The organism is Massilia sp. BKSP1R2A-1, assembly GCF_050586525.1.
Taxonomy (GTDB): Bacteria; Pseudomonadota; Gammaproteobacteria; order Burkholderiales; family Burkholderiaceae_D; genus Telluria.
In genome coordinates this window covers 257,479-275,359 of sequence record NZ_JBOBRE010000007.1, presented here as the reverse complement: position 1 = coordinate 275,359, position 17,881 = coordinate 257,479, and the positions used below count along the sequence as shown (strand labels likewise).

Annotated in this window: 17 protein-coding genes and 1 riboswitch; of the genes, 12 read left to right on the top strand and 5 right to left on the bottom strand. The window is 65.6% G+C overall.

Features of this window, described 5'->3' with window-relative positions:
* Positions 1-86: 86 nt before the first annotated feature.
* Positions 87-686, top strand: a complete 600-nt coding sequence (locus tag ACQ7JA_RS13400) for a 5-formyltetrahydrofolate cyclo-ligase (RefSeq protein ID WP_430898441.1) — start codon at positions 87-89, stop codon at positions 684-686.
* 100 nt (positions 687-786) lie between these two features.
* Here the strand turns inward: ACQ7JA_RS13400 and metF are convergent, their stop codons facing one another.
* The 4 genes from metF to metK all read right to left on the bottom strand — a co-directional run bounded on the left by metF (position 787) and on the right by metK (position 4,817).
* Positions 787-1,617, bottom strand: coding sequence for a methylenetetrahydrofolate reductase [NAD(P)H] (gene metF, locus ACQ7JA_RS13395; RefSeq protein ID WP_430898439.1), 831 nt, complete (start codon positions 1,615-1,617; stop codon positions 787-789).
* Complete coding sequence (locus ACQ7JA_RS13390; protein WP_430898437.1) at positions 1,604-1,960, bottom strand: phage holin family protein; 357 nt, start codon at positions 1,958-1,960, stop codon at positions 1,604-1,606. Before ACQ7JA_RS13390 ends, metF begins: the two co-directional genes overlap by 14 nt.
* 116 nt (positions 1,961-2,076) lie before the next feature.
* Entirely contained in the window at positions 2,077-3,489 is a 1,413-nt protein-coding gene (gene ahcY / locus ACQ7JA_RS13385) for an adenosylhomocysteinase (RefSeq protein WP_430898435.1), read from the bottom strand.
* A 28-nt stretch (positions 3,490-3,517) separates the two neighbouring features.
* Positions 3,518-3,589, bottom strand: a riboswitch (S-adenosyl-L-homocysteine riboswitch).
* A gap of 61 nt (positions 3,590-3,650) precedes the next feature.
* Positions 3,651-4,817, bottom strand: a complete 1,167-nt coding sequence (gene metK, locus ACQ7JA_RS13380; RefSeq protein WP_430898433.1) for a methionine adenosyltransferase — start codon at positions 4,815-4,817, stop codon at positions 3,651-3,653.
* Between the two features lie 200 nt (positions 4,818-5,017).
* Here metK and ACQ7JA_RS13375 point away from each other — a divergent pair, with 200 nt between their 5' ends.
* From ACQ7JA_RS13375 to ACQ7JA_RS13360, 4 genes are read left to right on the top strand one after another with little or no spacing between them, the layout of a single operon-like run.
* Positions 5,018-5,869 (top strand): lysophospholipid acyltransferase family protein, encoded by an 852-nt coding sequence (locus tag ACQ7JA_RS13375; protein WP_430898431.1) that lies wholly within the window; start codon positions 5,018-5,020, stop codon positions 5,867-5,869.
* Entirely contained in the window at positions 5,866-6,729 is an 864-nt protein-coding gene (locus ACQ7JA_RS13370) for a lipid A biosynthesis acyltransferase (RefSeq protein WP_430898429.1), read from the top strand. Before ACQ7JA_RS13375 ends, ACQ7JA_RS13370 begins: the two co-directional genes overlap by 4 nt.
* A 59-nt stretch (positions 6,730-6,788) precedes the next feature.
* A complete protein-coding gene (gene dapF, locus ACQ7JA_RS13365; RefSeq protein ID WP_430898427.1) occupies positions 6,789-7,640 on the top strand; it encodes a diaminopimelate epimerase in 852 nt (283 codons plus the stop codon).
* Between the two features lie 26 nt (positions 7,641-7,666).
* A complete protein-coding gene (locus ACQ7JA_RS13360; protein ID WP_430898425.1) occupies positions 7,667-7,942 on the top strand; it encodes a hypothetical protein in 276 nt (91 codons plus the stop codon).
* A 4-nt stretch (positions 7,943-7,946) separates the two neighbouring features.
* Here the strand turns inward: ACQ7JA_RS13360 and ACQ7JA_RS13355 are convergent, their stop codons facing one another.
* Complete coding sequence (locus ACQ7JA_RS13355) at positions 7,947-9,563, bottom strand: tetratricopeptide repeat protein (protein WP_430898423.1); 1,617 nt, start codon at positions 9,561-9,563, stop codon at positions 7,947-7,949.
* A gap of 455 nt (positions 9,564-10,018) precedes the next feature.
* Between ACQ7JA_RS13355 and ACQ7JA_RS13350 the strand changes: the two genes are divergently transcribed.
* The 7 genes from ACQ7JA_RS13350 (at position 10,019) to ACQ7JA_RS13320 (ending at position 17,793) form a co-directional block, all read left to right on the top strand.
* A complete protein-coding gene (locus tag ACQ7JA_RS13350) occupies positions 10,019-11,068 on the top strand; it encodes a porin (protein ID WP_430898421.1) in 1,050 nt (349 codons plus the stop codon).
* 247 nt (positions 11,069-11,315) lie between these two features.
* Positions 11,316-12,596, top strand: coding sequence for a porin (locus tag ACQ7JA_RS13345; RefSeq protein WP_430898419.1), 1,281 nt, complete (start codon positions 11,316-11,318; stop codon positions 12,594-12,596).
* A 129-nt stretch (positions 12,597-12,725) separates the two neighbouring features.
* On the top strand, positions 12,726-13,391 hold the full coding sequence (locus ACQ7JA_RS13340; protein WP_430898417.1) for a DUF484 family protein: 666 nt from the start codon (positions 12,726-12,728) through the stop codon (positions 13,389-13,391).
* Between the two features lie 2 nt (positions 13,392-13,393).
* Positions 13,394-14,338 carry a tyrosine recombinase XerC gene (gene xerC / locus ACQ7JA_RS13335; RefSeq protein ID WP_430898415.1) on the top strand — a complete coding sequence of 315 codons (945 nt, stop codon included), beginning with the start codon at positions 13,394-13,396 and terminating at the stop codon, positions 14,336-14,338.
* A gap of 149 nt (positions 14,339-14,487) precedes the next feature.
* Positions 14,488-15,561 (top strand): CobW family GTP-binding protein, encoded by a 1,074-nt coding sequence (locus ACQ7JA_RS13330; protein WP_430898411.1) that lies wholly within the window; start codon positions 14,488-14,490, stop codon positions 15,559-15,561.
* A gap of 233 nt (positions 15,562-15,794) precedes the next feature.
* Positions 15,795-16,247: an RNA polymerase-binding protein DksA gene (gene dksA, locus ACQ7JA_RS13325; RefSeq protein ID WP_430898409.1), complete on the top strand. Its 453-nt coding sequence runs from the start codon at positions 15,795-15,797 to the stop codon at positions 16,245-16,247.
* A gap of 253 nt (positions 16,248-16,500) precedes the next feature.
* Positions 16,501-17,793, top strand: a complete 1,293-nt coding sequence (locus tag ACQ7JA_RS13320; protein WP_430898407.1) for an STAS domain-containing protein — start codon at positions 16,501-16,503, stop codon at positions 17,791-17,793.
* The last annotated feature ends 88 nt before the right edge of the window (positions 17,794-17,881 follow it).

Below are 17,881 nucleotides of genomic sequence, written 5' to 3'. Positions count from 1 at the left end.
TGCAAGGAAAAAAACGGCCGGCAGGGAGCCGGTTGTCAATCTCGATTGAAACATCCACAACTCTCACTCAACGCTGCATTCACACCATGACCGGCGATCCAAGAATACCACGCGCCCCCGGGCTCCTGCCAGACGATGGCGCAAGTGCTGCACCCGATAAACCACAACTGCGCCGCCTGTTGAAGGAGCGGCGCCGCGCCATCGACCATGCCGTGAAGCGCGCCTGGGATGACCGCATCGGCGCGCGCGTGCTGGCCTGGGTGCAGGAGCATGGCGTGCGCATGCTCGGGGTCTACTGGCCGCTCGCCGGCGAACCGGACCTGCGTCCAGCCTACGCGGATTTGGCGGAGGCAGGCGTACGGCTGGCCCTGCCTGTCGTGCTGGAGCGCGATGCGGCGCTGGGATTCGCTGCCTGGGTGCCGGGCGAGGCGACGGTGGCGGACAGCATGGGGGTGGCGGTGCCCGCGGAGCTGCGGATGGTCGACAGGCCGGAGGCGCTGCTGGTGCCCTGCCTGGGCTTCGATGCGCGTGGCTATCGGCTGGGGTATGGCGGGGGATTTTATGACAGGACGCTCGAGGCCGAGCCGCGTCCGAAGACGGTGGGCATCGCGTATGCGTGCCAGCAGGTGGCGTTCGAGATCGGGGAATACGACATCCCGCTCGATCGAATGATGACCGAAATGTAGGGTGGTCGGCTCCGCCGACCGCGCGTTCAACCAGCGTGGGAACAGACGATGCGCGTCAATTCACCATCGGTTTGGACGCGCGGACGGCAAGCCGTCCACCCTACTTGACGAGCCTTTGCCAGATCGCCGTCGTCGCCGCAGCCTGGTTCATGCTGTAGAAATGCAGCCCCGGCGCGCCGCCTGCCAGCAGCTTCTCGCACAGGCCGGTCACGACATCCAGCCCGAAGGCCTTGATCGAGGCGCTGTCGTCGCCGAAGCTGGCCAGCTTGACGCGCACCCAGCGCGGGATCTCGGCGCCGCACATGTCCGAAAAGCGCATCAGCTGCGTGTAATTGGTGATCGGCATGATGCCCGCCACCACCGGCACGTCGACGCCGAGCTTGCGCACATTGTCGACGAACTGGAAGTAGGCGTCCGGGTTGTAGAAATACTGCGTGATCGCCGAATTTGCGCCGGCGGCTACCTTCCGGGCGAAGGCCTGCAGGTCGTCCTGGGGCGAACGCGCCTGTGGGTGCATTTCCGGATAGGCCGCCACTTCGATGTGGAACCAGTCGCCGGTTTCCTGGCGGATGAACTCGACGAGCTCGTTGGCGTAGCGGAACTCGCCGCCGGCGCCATAGCCACTCGGCAGGTCGCCGCGCAGGGCCACCAGGCGGCGGATGCCCTTGGCCTGGAATTCCTGCAGGATGGCGCGCAGCGAGTCGCGGGTGCCGCCGATGCAGGACAGGTGGGGCGCCGCATCGAAGCCCTCGTTCTTGATCTCGAGCACGGTCTGCAAGGTGCCCTGCTGGGTGGTGCCGCCGGCGCCGAAGGTCACCGAGAAATACTTCGGCTGCAATTCGGCGAGTTTGCTGCGCACGACGCGCAGCTTGTCGGCGCCCTCTTCGGTCTTCGGCGGGAAGAACTCGATACTGAAATTATGCGTGTTCATCTTTGTCTTTGAGGAGCAAGGTCGAAAGCGCCCACGAAATGATGCTGTACAAGATGGCTGCCAGGAAGGCGGAGCCGAATCCCCGTACGTCGAAGCCCTCGATCCAGTGCGACACCATCCAGAACAGGAGGGCGTTGATGACGAGGATGAAGAGGCCCAGCGAGAGCACGGTCACCGGCAGGGTGAGGATGACCAGCAGCGGACGGATCAGGGTATTGACCAGCCCGAGCACGAGCGCGGCGATCAGCGCGGTCGTGAAATTGGTGACGACGACGGAAGACATCAGGAAAGGCAGGGCCATCAGGGCCAGGGCATTGATCAGCCAGGTAATCAGCAAGCGCATCGCATCGACTTTCGTGGTACACGGTCACTTTCACGCGGGAAAGTGACCACTGTTGAAAAACGGGCGCGGGGTTGAAACAACGCCGCGCCCGCGCATCCTTTACCAGCTACCGAGGATTAATAACGGTAGTGATCCGGCTTGTACGGGCCTTCCTTGCTCACCGAGATGTAGGCGGCCTGCTCTTCGGTCAGCGTGGTCAGCTGGGCGTTGAGCTTCTTCAGCTGCAGGCGGGCGACCTTCTCGTCCAGGTGCTTCGGCAGGGTGTAGACGCCGACCGGGTACTTGGCAGTGTTGGCGAACAGCTCGATCTGGGCGATGGTCTGGTTCGCGAACGAGGAGCTCATCACGTAGGACGGGTGGCCGGTGCCGCAGCCCAGGTTCACCAGGCGGCCTTCGGCCAGCAGGATGATGCGCTTGCCGTCCGGGAAGATCACGTGGTCGACCTGCGGCTTGATGTTTTCCCACTCGTACTTCTTGAGTGCCGCGACTTCGATTTCGTTGTCGAAATGGCCGATGTTGCAGACGATGGCCTGGTCCTTCATCTTGAGCATGTGCTGCTCGGTGATGACGTGGTAGTTGCCGGTGCAGGTGACGAAGATGTCGCCGTGTTCGGCGGCGTAGTCCATGGTCACGACGCGGTAGCCTTCCATCGCGGCCTGCAGGGCGCAGATCGGGTCGATCTCGGTGACCCACACCTGGGCCGACAGCGCGCGCATGGCCTGGGCCGAGCCCTTGCCCACGTCACCGTAGCCGGCGATCACGGCGATCTTGCCGGCGACCATGACGTCGGTCGCGCGCTTGATGCCGTCCACCAACGATTCGCGGCAGCCGTACAGGTTGTCGAACTTCGACTTGGTGACCGAGTCGTTGACGTTGATCGCCGGGAAGGCCAGCTTGCCTTCCTGGTGCATCTGGTACAGGCGGTGCACGCCGGTGGTGGTTTCCTCGGTCACGCCCAGGATGCACGGCAGGCGCTTCGAGTACCAGGCCGGGTCACGCGCCAGGCGGCCCTTGATCGAGTTGAACAGGCAGATTTCTTCTTCCGAACCCGGCTTGTCCAGCACCGAGATGTCCTTTTCCGCGCGCACGCCCAGGTGCAGCAGCAGGGTGGCGTCGCCGCCGTCGTCCAGGATCATGTTGGCGTGGTTGTCACCCGGCCATTCGAAGATGCGGTGGGTGTATTCCCAGTACTCGTCCAGGGTTTCGCCCTTGACGGCGAAGACCGGGGTGCCGACCGAAGCGATGGCAGCGGCGGCGTGGTCCTGGGTCGAGTAGATGTTGCACGATGCCCAGCGCACTTGCGCGCCAAGGGCTTCCAGGGTGCGGATCAGGACCGCGGTCTGGATGGTCATGTGCAGGGAACCGGCAATGCGCGCGCCTTTCAGCGGCTGGGCGGCGGCGTATTCCTCGCGGATCGCCATCAGGCCCGGCATTTCGGTTTCAGCAATGCGGATTTCCTTCTCGCCCCAGGATGCCAGGGAGATGTCTGCGACGTGGAAATCGTTGATGTCTTTGAGTACGGCGCTCATCACGCCCTCCTTTCAATGGTTGAAAAAAGTAACGTGAGCGCGGTGTTGATATCCGAGCCTGGCGAAGATGGGAATCTTCGTCGCAACGCTCCTCGGAATGGGCGAGTTTACCACGAGTGGCGGCCGAATAGGCCGCCACTGTTGCTAGCTTGCCGACAGGTTTATGCCAGGCCGGCTTCCGCGCGCAGCAGCGCCGCCTTGTCGGTGCGCTCCCAGGTGAACTCCGGCTCTTCGCGGCCGAAGTGGCCATAGGCCGCGGTCTTGGCGTAGATCGGGCGCAGCAGGTCGAGCATCTGGACGATGCCTTTCGGGCGCAGGTCGAAGTGTTCCATCACCAGCTGGGCGATCTTCTCGTCGGAGATGACGCCGGTGCCTTCGGTGTAGACGGTGATGTTGATCGGGCGGGCCACGCCGATCGCGTAGCTGACCTGCACCTGGCACTGGCGCGCCAGGCCGGCGGCCACGATGTTCTTGGCGACGTAGCGCGCGGCGTAGGCGGCCGAGCGGTCGACCTTGGACGGATCCTTGCCCGAGAAGGCGCCGCCACCGTGCGGGGCTGCGCCGCCGTAGGTGTCGACGATGATCTTGCGGCCGGTCAGGCCGCAGTCGCCCTGCGGGCCGCCGATGACGAAGCGGCCGGTCGGGTTGACCAGGAACTTGGTGTCTTGCAGCCACTCGCGCGGCAGGGTCGGCTTGATGATCTCTTCGATGACCGCTTCCTCGATCTGCGAGTGGGTCACGTCCGGGTGGTGCTGGGTGGAGAGCACGACGGTGTCCACGGAGACCGGGCGGCCGTCGACATAGCGCAGGGTGACCTGCGACTTGGCGTCCGGACGCAGCCATGGCAGGCGGCCATCCTTGCGCAGCTGCGACTGGCGCTCGACCAGGCGGTGCGAGTAATAGATAGCGGCCGGCATCAATTCCGGGGTCTCGTCGCAGGCATAGCCGAACATCAGGCCCTGGTCGCCCGCACCTTGATCGAGGTCGATGCCGGCGCCTTCGTCCACGCCCTGGGCGATGTCCGGCGACTGCTTGTCGTAGGCGACCAGCACGGCGCAGCCTTTGTAGTCGATGCCGTAGTCGGTATTGTCGTAGCCGATGCGCTTGATGGTATTGCGCGCGACGCCGATGTAGTCGACGTTGGCGTGGGTGGTGATTTCACCCGCCAGCACCACCAGGCCGGTGTTGCACAGGGTTTCGGCAGCGACGCGGGCGCGCGGATCCTGCTCCAGGATGGCGTCGAGGATGGCGTCGGAAATCTGGTCGGCGACCTTGTCGGGATGGCCTTCCGAAACCGATTCGGAAGTGAAGAGGTAGTCGTTGGACATGTAGGCTCCAGTTACTGCTGTGAGGGCGATTGTTTTAAAAATGTGCCGCAGCAACGGTTGCCTGCGACGCTTTAGCGACATTTATATTCCGCTTCGCAAGTTGTCTATTAACTCGGCGGATCCTGCATTAAGTGGTATTTTACGCTTCCTTCGAGAATTTTGCTCTACCACGCCCTGCGCGTTCAACCCTGATCAATAGCATGTTAGTTTATTTATTCCGTGCACTATCGGTATTCCCATTGCCGTTTTTGCATGCCTTAGGCGCGGCCCTCGGCTGGCTAGTCTACCTCCTGTCCGGCTCCTACCGCCGCCGCCTGCGCGCCAACCTGGCCCAGGCCGGCTATGAACAGCACCTGAATGCCGCCGTGGCCGAGGCCGGCAAGGCCATCATCGAGCTGGCTTTCGTCTGGTGCGCCGACCCGAAACGCGTCGCCCGCCACGCCAGCGTGGAGAACTGGGAACTTGTGCAGGAACGCCTCGACGCCGGCCGCGGCATTGTGTTCCTGACGCCACACTTGGGCTGTTTCGAAATGACGGCCCAGCAAATCGCCCTGCAGACGGCCCTGACCGTCATGTACCGTCCGCCGAAGAAAAGCGCACTGAAGCCCCTGGTCGAGGGCGCCCGCGCCCGCCACAACCTGAAACTCGCCCCGGCAACCCTGTCCGGCGTGCGCATCCTGGCCAAGACCCTCAAGAGCGGCGAGCCGATCGGCCTGCTGCCCGACCAGGTGCCGCAGGAAGGCGAAGGCGTGTGGGCGCCATGGTTCGGCCGCACCGCCTATACCATGACGCTGCCGGCCAAGCTGGCCCAGCTGGGCAAGGCCGACATCCTGCTGGTCTATGCCGAGCGTTTGCCAAAGGGGCGCGGCTACGTCGTGCGCTTCGTGCCCTTCGAGGGCAGCCTGGAAGGCAGTGCCGGCGAACAGGCGGCGGCGATCAACCGCGCCATGGAGCAGCTGATCGCCCGCTGCCCGGCGCAGTATTTCTGGAGCTATAACCGCTATAAGCAGCCGGAAGGCGTGAGCGGCCCGGAGAGCGAGGTCGCGGCATGAGGCTACTGCTCGGTTTCCTGTGGCTGCTGCATTTCCTGCCGCTGCCCATCCTCGGGCGCTTCGGCGAAGCGGTCGGCAGCCTGATGTTCCTGATCCTCGGCAAGCGCCGCCGCATCGCCCTGACCAATCTGCGCCTGTGCATGCCGGAAAAGTCGGATGCGGAACGCCATGCGATCGCCAAGCAGCACTTCCGCGCCTACGCGCGCAGCATCTTCGAGCGCTCCATCCTCTGGTGGGCGCCGGAGGAACGGGTACGCAGCTATATCCATGTGGAGCCGGCGGTGCCGCAGGCCGAGATGGAGGCCGGCCCGACCATCCTGCTGTGCCCGCACTTCGTCTGCCTGGACGTGGCCGGCGTGGCCTCGCGGGTGATCCCGGTGTGCAGCATGTACGTGCCCCAGAAGAACGAGGCCTTCGACAAGCTGCTGCGCCACGGCCGCGAACGCTACGGCCCGGTGCGCCTGGTGACGCGCAAGGAGGGCATCAAGCCCATCCTGCGCGCGCTGCGCGACGGCCTGCCCTACTTCATGCTGCCGGACATGGACTTCGGCGAAAAGGATGCCGAGTTCGTTCCCTTCTTCGGCATCCCGGCCGCCACCCTGACCGCCCTGGGCCGCATCGCGGCGACCACCGGCGCCAAGGTGATTCCGGTGATCGCGACCTATCTGCCGGATTACCAGGGCTGGCGTGTGCGTTTCTATCCGGCGTGGGAGAATTATCCGGGCGACGACATGGTCGAGGCGACCCGCCGCATGAACGCCTTCATCGAAGAGCGCGTGCGCGAGGCGCCGGCGGAATACTTCTGGACCCATAAACGCTTCAAGACCCGTCCGGCGGGCGAGCCGTCCTTCTACGAGTAAACTGCGTGATTAAGCCGCGCTAATCCAATATGGATTTGCATTAGCAGAACTGAACCAGCATGAAACTGAAATTCACCAAGATGCACGGCGCCGGCAACGACTTCATCGTCGTGGACGCCATCCACCAGGACGTCAACCTGAGTGCGGAGCAATGGCGCAAGCTGGCTGACCGCCGCTTCGGCATCGGCGCCGACCAGATCCTGGTGGTCGAACGCCCGGTCACGGACGGCGTCGATTTCCGCTACCGCATCTTCAACAACGATGGCGGCGAGGTCGAACAATGCGGCAACGGCGCCCGCGCCTTTGCCCGTTTTGTGAGCGACAAGGGGCTCTCGACAGAAAGCAGCATTCGCGTCGAAACGATGAAGGGCGTCATCGCCCCGCGCCTGGAGCTGGACGGCAGCGTGACGGTGGACATGGGCGCGCCGCGCCTTGATCCAGCCGAGGTGCCCTTCGACAGCGCAGGCCTGGACGGCCGGATCGAAGGCGGCGATACCAACTGGCCGCTGCCGGTGGGCGAGCAGCTGGTGTTCGTATCCGTGGTCTCGATGGGCAACCCGCACGCGGTGCAGGTAGTCGACGACGTCGATACCGCTCCAGTGGAAACGATGGGCCCGGCAATCGAAACGCATCCGCGCTTCCCGAAAAAAGTGAATGCCGGCTTCATGCAGGTGGTGGACCGCCGGCACGTGAAGTTGCGCGTGTTCGAGCGCGGCGCCGGCGAAACCCTGGCCTGCGGCACCGGCGCCTGCGCCGCCGTCGTGGCCGGCATCCGCCGCGGCCTGCTCGATTCGCCGGTGCGGGTCTCCGCCCGCGGTGGCGAGCTGAGCATCGCCTGGGCTGGGCCCGGCGAGCCGGTCTACCTCAGTGGCCCGGCCGTGACCGTATTCGAGGGCGAAGTCGAAGTCTGAGCGGCTGCCACGACGTCCACGGTACCGTGTCCAACCTTTCGATTCTCAAACGACTGGAAGATGCGTTGGCAGCCTGCGCGAATGGACGCATGGCCCGCGCGGCCTTTGTGGATTTCCTGGGTAACAGTATTCGTGCCCTCGAGGGCGTACCGATGAGCGTCACGCATGAACTTCGACAGCATGAGTACGCAATCGAGACAGAGGGCTATCTGGACGAGGAAGGGTTTGAGTCCCGGCAAGACTCGGTCAAGAAAAACCTGTCTGACTGGATCCGGGAGCTCAAACGCATCCATGGCGGGTGAGCCTTTACGCTGCCATCCCGATCTCCGTCTCGGCATGGCCTTCCTCATCTCCCTTTGCTGACGTTCCCAGCAAGGTCCGCAGCCGGTACAAGCGCTGCCGATAATTCCCCTCCGGCCCCGACGGCCCGCAGTCGATCTGCTCGAACAGCCGCCCGATCCGGTCGAGCGCGATGCGTTCCTGCGCCGTCTCGACCAGCACCAGCCGCCGCTTGCTGCGTCCGTAACTGGCGCGGATGTCGATCACCAGGCAGTGGCCCTGGTCGGCTGCCGGCACGTCCAGCAGCAGCGCCTCGGCGCGCGACAGATTGAACAGGGCAGCCAGTTCCAGGCGCGCCGCCAGCAGCGGATGCGCCGGAGCGGCATCGCGCGACCCGTTGCGCTGGCTGGCCTGGTAGCTGGCGAACAGATTGCCGGCCTCGAGATAGGGCGGCGCGGACAGGCGCGGCGCGATCTTGCTCAGCAGTGCGGCTGCAGCGCCCGAACCCTGGGCGGCCGCCTTCTGCAGCCAGTAGGCCGCGCGCACGTCGTTGTTCTCGTTCTCGCGGCGCGCGCGCCAGGCATTGTTGCCGCATTCGAGCTGGGCGTCGGCATAGCCCATCTCGGCGGCGCGCTCGAGGTGGCGCTGGGCGTCGGCCACATTGCGCTGCGAGAATTCCGGCTTGATATAGATGCGCGACAGCGCATACCAGGCTTCCGGCAAACCCTGTTCGCCCGCCAGCGTCAGCCAGCGGATCGCCTTTTTAAAATTGGCCGCCCCGCCGCCGCCGGCCACGCGGCGTCCGTCGATGCCCATGCGGGCGCAGCGCAGGCCCATGGCCAGTTGGGCGTGGCGGTCGTGTTCGGCCGCGGCGAGTTCCCAGAAACACAGCGGTTCGCCGGGCGCGGGCGCCGGGCCGTGGCGGCCGTCGAGCAGGCGCGCCACCCGCGACAGCAGGGCGATGTCGCCGGGCGCCAGGCGCTGCAACTGGCCGCGGCTGGAAGCGGCCGCCACCAGCGCCCGCGCCAGCGGCAGGGCGCGCGCCAGGTAATCGTCCCAGTGGCCGGCCTCCCAGGCCTGTTCGAGCACGGCGGCCTGGGCTTCGGCGACACCGTTGTCGGCGGCGCGCCGCAGCCAGCCCTGGCTGGCCGCCGTCGGCCTGCCGCTGGGCGGCGCGGCGGCGGCATCGGCCCGGGCCTGGCGGGCCGGGGCGGCAGCCAGCTCGCGCCGGCGCGCCAGCAGCCACTGGGCGGCGGGGAAGCCCGCGCGCGCCGCATCCTCGAGGGCGCGCTGCGCCTTGCCATGCTGCGGCCCCGGCGCGACGCCGGTGTCGATGGTGTCGAGCACGAGCTGGGCGAATACCAGCCCGGCGTGCACGCTGCCGTCGTCGTAGGCGCGTTCGTACCACGGTGCGAGCGCTTGCGCGCTGCCCTGTGCCAGTTCCAGCGGAATGTGGTCGCCGATCAGCTGCCAGGCCTGCTGGCAGTCCTGGCGCGCGGCCCGCTCCAGCCAGTGCAGGGCGGTCGGCAGGCTTTGCGGGAGGCCGGCGCTGCCGAACAGGTAGAGCTTGCCCAGCGCGAGCTGGGCGGCGGCCTGTCCGGCGCGGGCATTGCGGATGATCGCCAGTTCTTCGCGGTTAGCCATTGTGATTCATGGGTATGGGTTCGGTACGCGGCGCGGCGGCGGGAGCGGCGAAATCGCCAGGCAACCGGGCGGCGCAACAAAGGCCATGCCCAAAGTTGCCAATATACAAGAAATCAACATTCGTCGCCGACACGCACGCAATGTGACGCAGAGTCTAAGCCGCGACCGGTGGCATTCCTCTTGCAATTCCGGCCTTCCTTGAGGCGGCGCAAACCCTGCGCTTGCCGAACTCGGCTGTAGCTTTGAAGCAATTTGTTACATCTTTTTGACACGCGTTTCAAAAATACAACAGCACGATTGGATTTATTGGCTTTCGGCCAAGTCACCCCTTCATAATTGACAAAACCGACAATCTTGACGACTCAAGCATTTAAGGTGCAGCTTATCCGGGCATTCAGCACACGAGCCTCAATGCCAAGGATGACGCTATAGACTTAAGAAAAGGAATACGAACAATGAAACACTCCCTCATGGCCATCGCACTGCTCGGCGCATTCGCCGGCGTGGCCCATGCACAAACCTCGGTTCAAATCTACGGCACCATCGACGCCGGCCTGATCAAGCGCAGCGGCCAGAGCCTGAACATCGGCAAGCGTGCCTCGAACACCCTGGGTTTCAAGGGCACTGAAGAACTGGGCAACGGCCTCAAGGCCCTGTTCCAGCTGGAAATGCGTTACGAGCCGGACACCGGCACCAATGAAGTCGGCGGCAACGGCGCCCAGCGTCCGCTGTTCCAGGGCCAGAGCCGCGTCGGCCTGCAGGGCGACTTCGGCATGGTCCGCATCGGCCGCGGCCTGACCCCGCTCCACGAAACCGTGGGCGCCTTCGAGCCGTTCCACGCTTCGCCGAGCCCGGCCGGCTTCTGGACCGACATCGCCGTCGCAGGCTTCAACTCGCAGCCGCTGGACGTGGCCGGCTACTCGAACAACCGCTTCTCGAACGCAGTCTGGTACAACTCGCCGGTCACCAGCGGCTTCCAGCTGAACGCGGCGATCGCCACCAAGGAGGGCGGCGGCGGCCCAGCCATCATCGGCCGCGGCACCGCAGCCAACCCGCAGTTCCCGGTGGGCGCGCAGGCGTCGGCCAACCCGTACTCGATCACCGGCACCTACAACAACGGTCCGCTGGCCTTCATGGGCGCCTACGAGCGTAACGCCATCGAATCGAAGGTCTGGTCGATCGGCGCATCGGTCGCCGCCACCCCGGAACTGAAGCTGATGGCCCTGTACTCGGCGCAAGACCAGGAAGAGAACCGCCTGATCAACCCGGACACCAAGGCATGGGTCGTGGGCGCGAACTACACCATGGGCCCGGGCAAGTTCCTGGCCGGTTATGGCCAGAAAGACCAGGACGGCATGGAGAAGGTCAAGCAGCTGTCGCTGGGCTACGAGTACAGCCTGTCGAAGCGCACCTACCTCTACGTGGACGCGTCGCGCAAGAAGGGCCTGACCTCCCAGCCGACCACCGTCAACCACTACGACGTCGGCGTGAACCACTCGTTCTAAGCTGAACATCGCCGATGGGCGGGCCGCAGGGCCTCCCTGGCACAGGGGCGGGCATGGGCAACCATGTCCGCCCTTTCGTTTTTAGACGCTGTTGACAGCGCATTTGCTGATGTTTTGTAGTATTTCAGCAACGTTAAGCATGAGCACCGCATCACGCATGAGGTGGGTCTGTACAGTGCGCAGAAGCAATGGCATATTGCCAAGACGAGTTACCAAACGCTCGTTCGCAAAATAACATGGAGACGCAATGAAGAAGAGTATCCTGGCCGCGCTGATCGGCACCTGTTTCGCAACCTCGGCCTTCGCGCAGACCAGCGTGCAGATCTACGGTATCGCCGACGCCGGCGTCATGTGGCAGAAGGGCGGCCCGACCAAGATCTACAGCGGCGGCGCCGACGGCTCGCGCATCGGCTTCAAGGGCACCGAAGACCTCGGCAACGGCTACAAGGCGATCTTCAACCTGGAAGCCCGTGTCGAACTCGACACCGGCACCCAGCAGCCGACCCTGATGAACGACAATCCGGGCACCTATCTGCTGCGCGGCATGAACGGCATCCCGCCGGCGATCCTGTCGAACCTGCAGAACCTGATCCAGCCGCCGGGCGGCCCGGCCGTCAACCAGGAGCGCGCGCTGTTCGACCGCACCGCGATGGTCGGCCTGATCACCCCGGTCGGCGCCATCCTGCTGGGCCGCATGTACACCCCGGGCTACGAAGTCTTCAACAAGGCCGACACCTTCGAGTCGGGCACCGGCGGCACCTGGGGTCACGTCACCGGCGGCACCGCAGGCTTCACCGCGCTGGGCGCCGACATCCGCTCGCAGGAAGCCATCCAGTACCGCATCGCGCTGCCGAACGGCATCGGCGCCTCGGTCATGTACGGTCCGAAGGGTTCGGGCTACCTGGGCCGCTACAACAAGTTCCGCGCCGGCGCCGTCACCTACACCGCCAACGGCTTCGACGTCGGCATCGGCTACAACCACGGCTACGACCAGCTGAACCGTCCGAGCCTGCGCACCACCACCGTGGGCGGCTCCTACGCGCCGAACGACACCTGGAAGTTCTTCGCGGGCTTCCACAGCCAGCGCAACTCGAATTCGGTCCTGATCGCCGATTACACCAATGGCTGGGATGCGGGCGTGGTACCGGCCCTGACCGCACAGGGCGTGCCGGCAGCCAACCGCACTGCGCTGCGTAACATCTTCCTGAACGCGATCCGCAACAACACGCGCCAGGACGCCAACAGCTACCAGGCCGGCGTGCACTACAAGATCGGCAGCGGCCGCATCATGGCCCAGTACGCGCACCAGAACGACCGTACCGAGACCAACAGCGACGCCAACCTGTACGCGCTGGGCTACGACCACTTCCTGTCGAAGCGCACCGACCTGTACACCGTCGTGTCCTTCATCAAGAACGATGGCCTGGCACAGTACTCGCCGGGCACCTCGGGCAACCCGGGCGGCTTCACCAAGTCGCCGGGCGAAGACGGCCGCGCGCTGCAGATCGGCATCCGCCACCGCTTCTGATCCGGCGACGCTTGCCATACGAGACGCCCTGCGGGGCGTCTTTTTTTATGTTCCCGGGTCGTCGCCCGATGCCATGCGGCGGTCGGGTAAAATGACACTTTGATGTCCCTCCACTTCCATCGAGCATTCATGACCACTGACGTACTCGACGCCAACGCCGTCGCCCAATACCTCATCGACCACCCGCAGTTCTTCGAAGAGCACGCCGGCCTGCTGGGCGAAGTCAAGCTGTCGAGCCCGCTGACCGGCCGCGCGGTGTCGCTGCAGGAACGCCAGATGGAAGTCATGCGCGACAAGTACCGCGTGCTCGAGCTGCGCCTGGCCGAACTGACCCGCCGCGCCGAGGAAAACCACGCGATCGCCAACCGCTTCCACGCCTGGAACCAGGCCCTGCTCGCCTCGAAGGGCGGCGCCGCGATGGCGCGCGACCTGGTCGATGCGCTGCGCACCGAATTCATGGTCCCGCAAGTGACCCTGCGCCTGTGGAACCTGGCCCCGGAATACGCCGGCACCTGGTTTACCGAGGGCGTGTCGGATGACGCGCGCCTGTTCGCCGCCAGCCTGCGCGCGCCCTACTGCGGCCTGAACAACGACTTCGAGGCGGTGCGCTGGCTCGACGACCCGGCCGCGGTGCGTTCGACGGTCCTGATGCCGCTGGTGGCTGGAGGCAAGACCTTCGGCCTGCTGGTGCTGGGCGCCCCGAACGACGACCGCTTCACCGCGACCATGGCGACCGACTTCCTGGTCCACATCGCCGCCACCGCCAGCACCGCGCTGGCCACGCTCCGCGCCTGAGCATGCCTGAGACGGCGGACAGCCGGGACGACTGGCCGGCGCGCTACCTCGGCGAGCTGGCCACCCAGCGCCAGCTGTCGCCGCACACCGTCGCCGCCTACCGGCGCGACCTGCAGGAGCTGGCCCAGCTTGCCGGCCACGCCGACTGGGCGCGCCTGTCCCACCACGATATCCGCCGCTTCGCCGCCAGGCTGCACGCTGGCGGCCAGTCCGCGCGCTCGATCGCGCGCAAGCTGTCCGGCTGGCGCGGCTTCTATGACTGGCTGTCGCAGCGCGTAGCGCTGGCCGCCAACCCGGTCGACGGCGTGCGCGCCCCGCGCCGGCCCAAGACCCTGCCGAAGGCCCTGTCGGTCGACGACGCGGTGCAGCTGATGGAAGCGAACCGCCACGGCCATCCGGAACCGGCCGAACTGTGCGACCGCGCCATGTTCGAGCTGCTGTATTCGAGCGGCCTGCGGGTCTCGGAACTCACCGGCCTCGACATGGTCTATACCGAAGGCGGCCATGGTGTTCCCGCCTCGCTCGGCTGGCTCGATGCCCAGGCCGGCGAAGTCGTGGTCACAGGCAAGGGCGGCAAGATGCGGCGGGTGCCCGTCGGCGGCCCCGCGCGCGAAGCGCTGCAACGTTGGCTGGCCGTGCGGCCCGCCGCGCGCGATGGCAGCACCGCGCTGTTCCTGTCGGCGCGCGGCGTGCGCATCACGCCGCGGGTGGTACAGACGCGCCTGAAAGCCCACGCCCTGCGCGCGGGCACGCCGGTGCATGTGCATCCGCACGTCCTGCGCCACTCCTTCGCCTCGCATGTGCTGCAGTCCTCGGGTGATTTGCGCGCGGTGCAGGAGCTGCTCGGCCATGCCAGCATCACCTCGACCCAGGTGTATACGGCGCTCGACTTCCAGCACCTGGCCGCGGTATACGACAAGGCCCATCCGCGCGCAAAGAGCAAATAGCGGACAGGGCGCAATTGGCGAGCGGAGTCCGCTTCAATGACATGAGCTGCGTCAAGACACTGCACGGTTGATGGTGGTGTTGCAAGAAATCCGGCATAATCCCCCGATTCTCCGGCCCCAGCACGGGCCCAACCGGACGCATAGCGAATATGGCACCCATCCCGAGCACCATCCTGACCGGCTTCCTCGGCGCAGGCAAGACCACCCTCCTCAACCGCATCCTGCACGAGGAGCACGGCCTGCGCATCGCCGTCATCGAGAACGAATTCGGCCAGGAAAACATCGACAATGAGATCCTGGTGCGCGACACCGGCGAGCAGATCGTCGAGATGAACAATGGCTGCATCTGCTGCACCGTGCGCGGCGACCTGATCGTGGCGCTGACGAACCTGGCGCAGAAGCGCGCCGCCGGCGAAATCGCCTTCGACCGGGTGGTGATCGAGACCACCGGCCTGGCCAACCCCGGCCCGGTGGCCCAGACCTTCTTCGTGGACGAGGAAGTGGGCGCTAACTATATGTTAGATGCCGTGGTGACCGTCGTCGATGCGCGCCACGCCATGATGCAGCTGGACCAGCACGAGGAAGCCCAGCGCCAGGTGGGCTTCGCCGACAAGATCCTGCTGTCGAAGACCGACCTGGTCGACGCCGCCGCGATCGACGCATTGAAGACGCGCCTGCACCGCATCAATCCGCGCGCCCCGATCGCCACGAGCGACTTCGGCCGCGCGCCGATCTCGGACGTGCTGGACTTGCGCGGCTTCAACCTGAACGACAAGCTGGAGATCGACCCGGACTTCCTGCGCGCCGACGAGCACGATCATGATCACGCGCACGACCACGATCACGAGCACGGTGAGCACTGCGGCCACGACCACGCCCACGGCGAAGCCTGCGGCCACCAGGACCACCACCATAGCCACCACACCGACGACATCGCCGCCTTCGTGTTCAAGAGCGAACGCGCCTTCGATCCGGAGCGCCTCGACCAGTTCCTGGGCAGCATGGTGCAGGTCTTCGGCCCGCAGATGCTGCGCTACAAGGGCGTGCTGTCGATGGCGGGCGCCGACCGCAAGGTCGTGTTCCAGGGCGTGCATCAAATCATGGGCAGCGACCTGGGCGCAAAGTGGATCGATGGCGAACCGCGCGCCAGTAAAATGGTCTTTATTGGTAAAAATTTACCAAAAGACGTATTTATCGCCGGACTTGAACAGTGTTTGGTATAAACTACATCAGTTTTGCGGGCACGCCCGGGCCCGTTTGACGGCCTGCCACGGTAGTTGGCGGGACGGCCGGCGGCAGCAGCCGCATCCGGGCAACCCACCTCGTCCAGGGTGGGGAGCAGGCAGTGAAGGACGGCGGTCGCCGTCCGGGCAGCAGCTCTCGCACGCACCTGTTGTAAAAGTGCTATTGCTGAGTTAGCTGCTAAAATGAAAACCTCTGTCGTATCGAAGGCATCATGACTAAAACAACGAAACCGAATACCGCCGCGCAGCTCGAAGAACGCCTTCTGACGGAAGAAGAAATTCGGGCGATGAGCGACGACGACTACATGAATCCGGCCCAGCTGGCGTTCTTCCGTAACCGCCTGCAGGAGCTCGAGAAGGAACTGTTGAAGAACGCCGGCGAAACCACCGAGCACCTGCGCGAAACCGTGCTGGTCCCGGACCCGGCCGACCGCGCCACCATCGAAGAAGAACACGCGCTGGAACTGCGCACCCGCGACCGCGAACGCAAGCTGCTCAAGAAGGTCCAGCAGTCGCTTGCCGCCATCGAGGCCGGCGAGTACGGATACTGCGACGAAACCGGCGAACCGATCGGCGTGCCGCGCCTGATCGCCCGCCCGACCGCGACCCTGTCGCTGGAAGCCCAGCAGCGCCGCGAATTGAAGCAAAAGCTGTACGGCGACTGATTCCGGTCTGCTCCCAAGGAAAGGCATGCGCCGCAAGCGCATGCCTTTTTTGTTTCCTGTATCTACAATCCCCGAGTAGATGTTTCGCGTGCTTTACGTGTTTCTACGTGCCGTACGTGCATACCTTTTTATTTCCCATCGGATACACTAGCGCATGCATGGTCCCGCGTGGCGCAGGCGTGCGCGCAGGACGCATCCAGCGCAGCCGTGCTACCGTTCTGCACGCTGACTCCTTCATCCTCTACTATCGACAATGGGGCTGTTCTCCTTCCTGAAGAAAAAGAACGACGCGCCGGCCGACGACATCTTCGTCATGCCGGACACGCGCCTGCGCGCGGGTGAGCCCTCGCGCCTCGACAGTGAAGCGGAGCGCGAACGCCAGCGCGCCATCGCGCGCGCCACCGCCGCCAAGATCGACGAGATCGAGCTGGCCATGGCCTCCGACATCTTCGACGACGAGCCGGCCTGGGGCAGCGCGCGCCGTCCCGCGGCCGCGAATGCGCCTGTGATCTCCCCGCCCGAGCCGGAAGAAGCGCTCGAGCCCCCCGTCCCGCCCGCCAGCGCCCCGGCGGTCGAGGAAAGCGCCATCCTGTATGCCAACGGCCAGGCGGCAGCTGCCGAAGCGCTGCTGCGCGACAGCCTGCAGGACTTCGGCCGCGGCGAGCGCCTGCCCTGGTGGATGCTGTTCGACCTCTACCAGGCCACGGGCCGCGAAGCGGACTTCGAAAGCCTCGCGATCGACTACGCCAGCCATTTCGAGACCTCGCCGCCGGCCTGGCAGCCCCTGCTGCCGACGGAAGCGCCCCTGCTCGTCACCGGCATCGCCGCCAGCGAAGCCTTCGGCGCCGTGCTCGACAGCAGCGCCGCGCCGCGCCTGCAGCGCCTGCTCGCTTCCAGCGCGCCCCTCGTGCGGATCGACCTGGGCGCCGTGCGCAGCGTCACGCCGGAGGGCTGCGCCGGCCTGCTGTCCGCCCTGCAGGCGCTGCGCAAGGACGGACGCGAGCTGGTGCTGGCCGGCGCCGACACCCTCCTCGGCGTGCTGCGCCCGATGCTGCCTGTCGGCGACCGCAGTCCCGGCGAAGCGCCCTGGCTGCTGCTGCTCGAACTGCTGCTGCTCTCCAACCGCGAGAAGGATTTCGAAGAGTCGGCGATGGATTACTGCGTCACCTTCGAAGTCTCGCCGCCCTCCTTCGAAACGCCGAAGCGCGTCAGCACCGCCGCGCCGGCCCCGGTGAAGGGCGACCGCTTCCTGCTGCCGCCGGTGGCGGGCGGCCCCAGCGCCGCGCTGCTCGATGCCATCGACGCCTATGCCGAGGGACGCGCGCTGCTGGTGCTGGACTGCTCGCGCCTGGCGCGCATGGACTATGCCTGCGCGAGCGCCCTGCAGTCGCGCCTGCGTGCACATGCGGCCCAGGGCCGCGACATCGAGCTGCGCGAGCTGAACCACCTCGTCGCGGCCCTGCTGCGCCTGCTCGGCTTCGCCCAGGACGGCGCAGCAGGCGAGGTCGACACCGGCGCCATCCGCCTGTATCCGCACCGTTATTGAGTCCTTGCCGGCCCCGCGCCGGTCGTTTTGCCAGCTCGACAGTTTTTGAACTCGGCCGTCTTGCAATCCGGTCCATGCGCCCCATCTG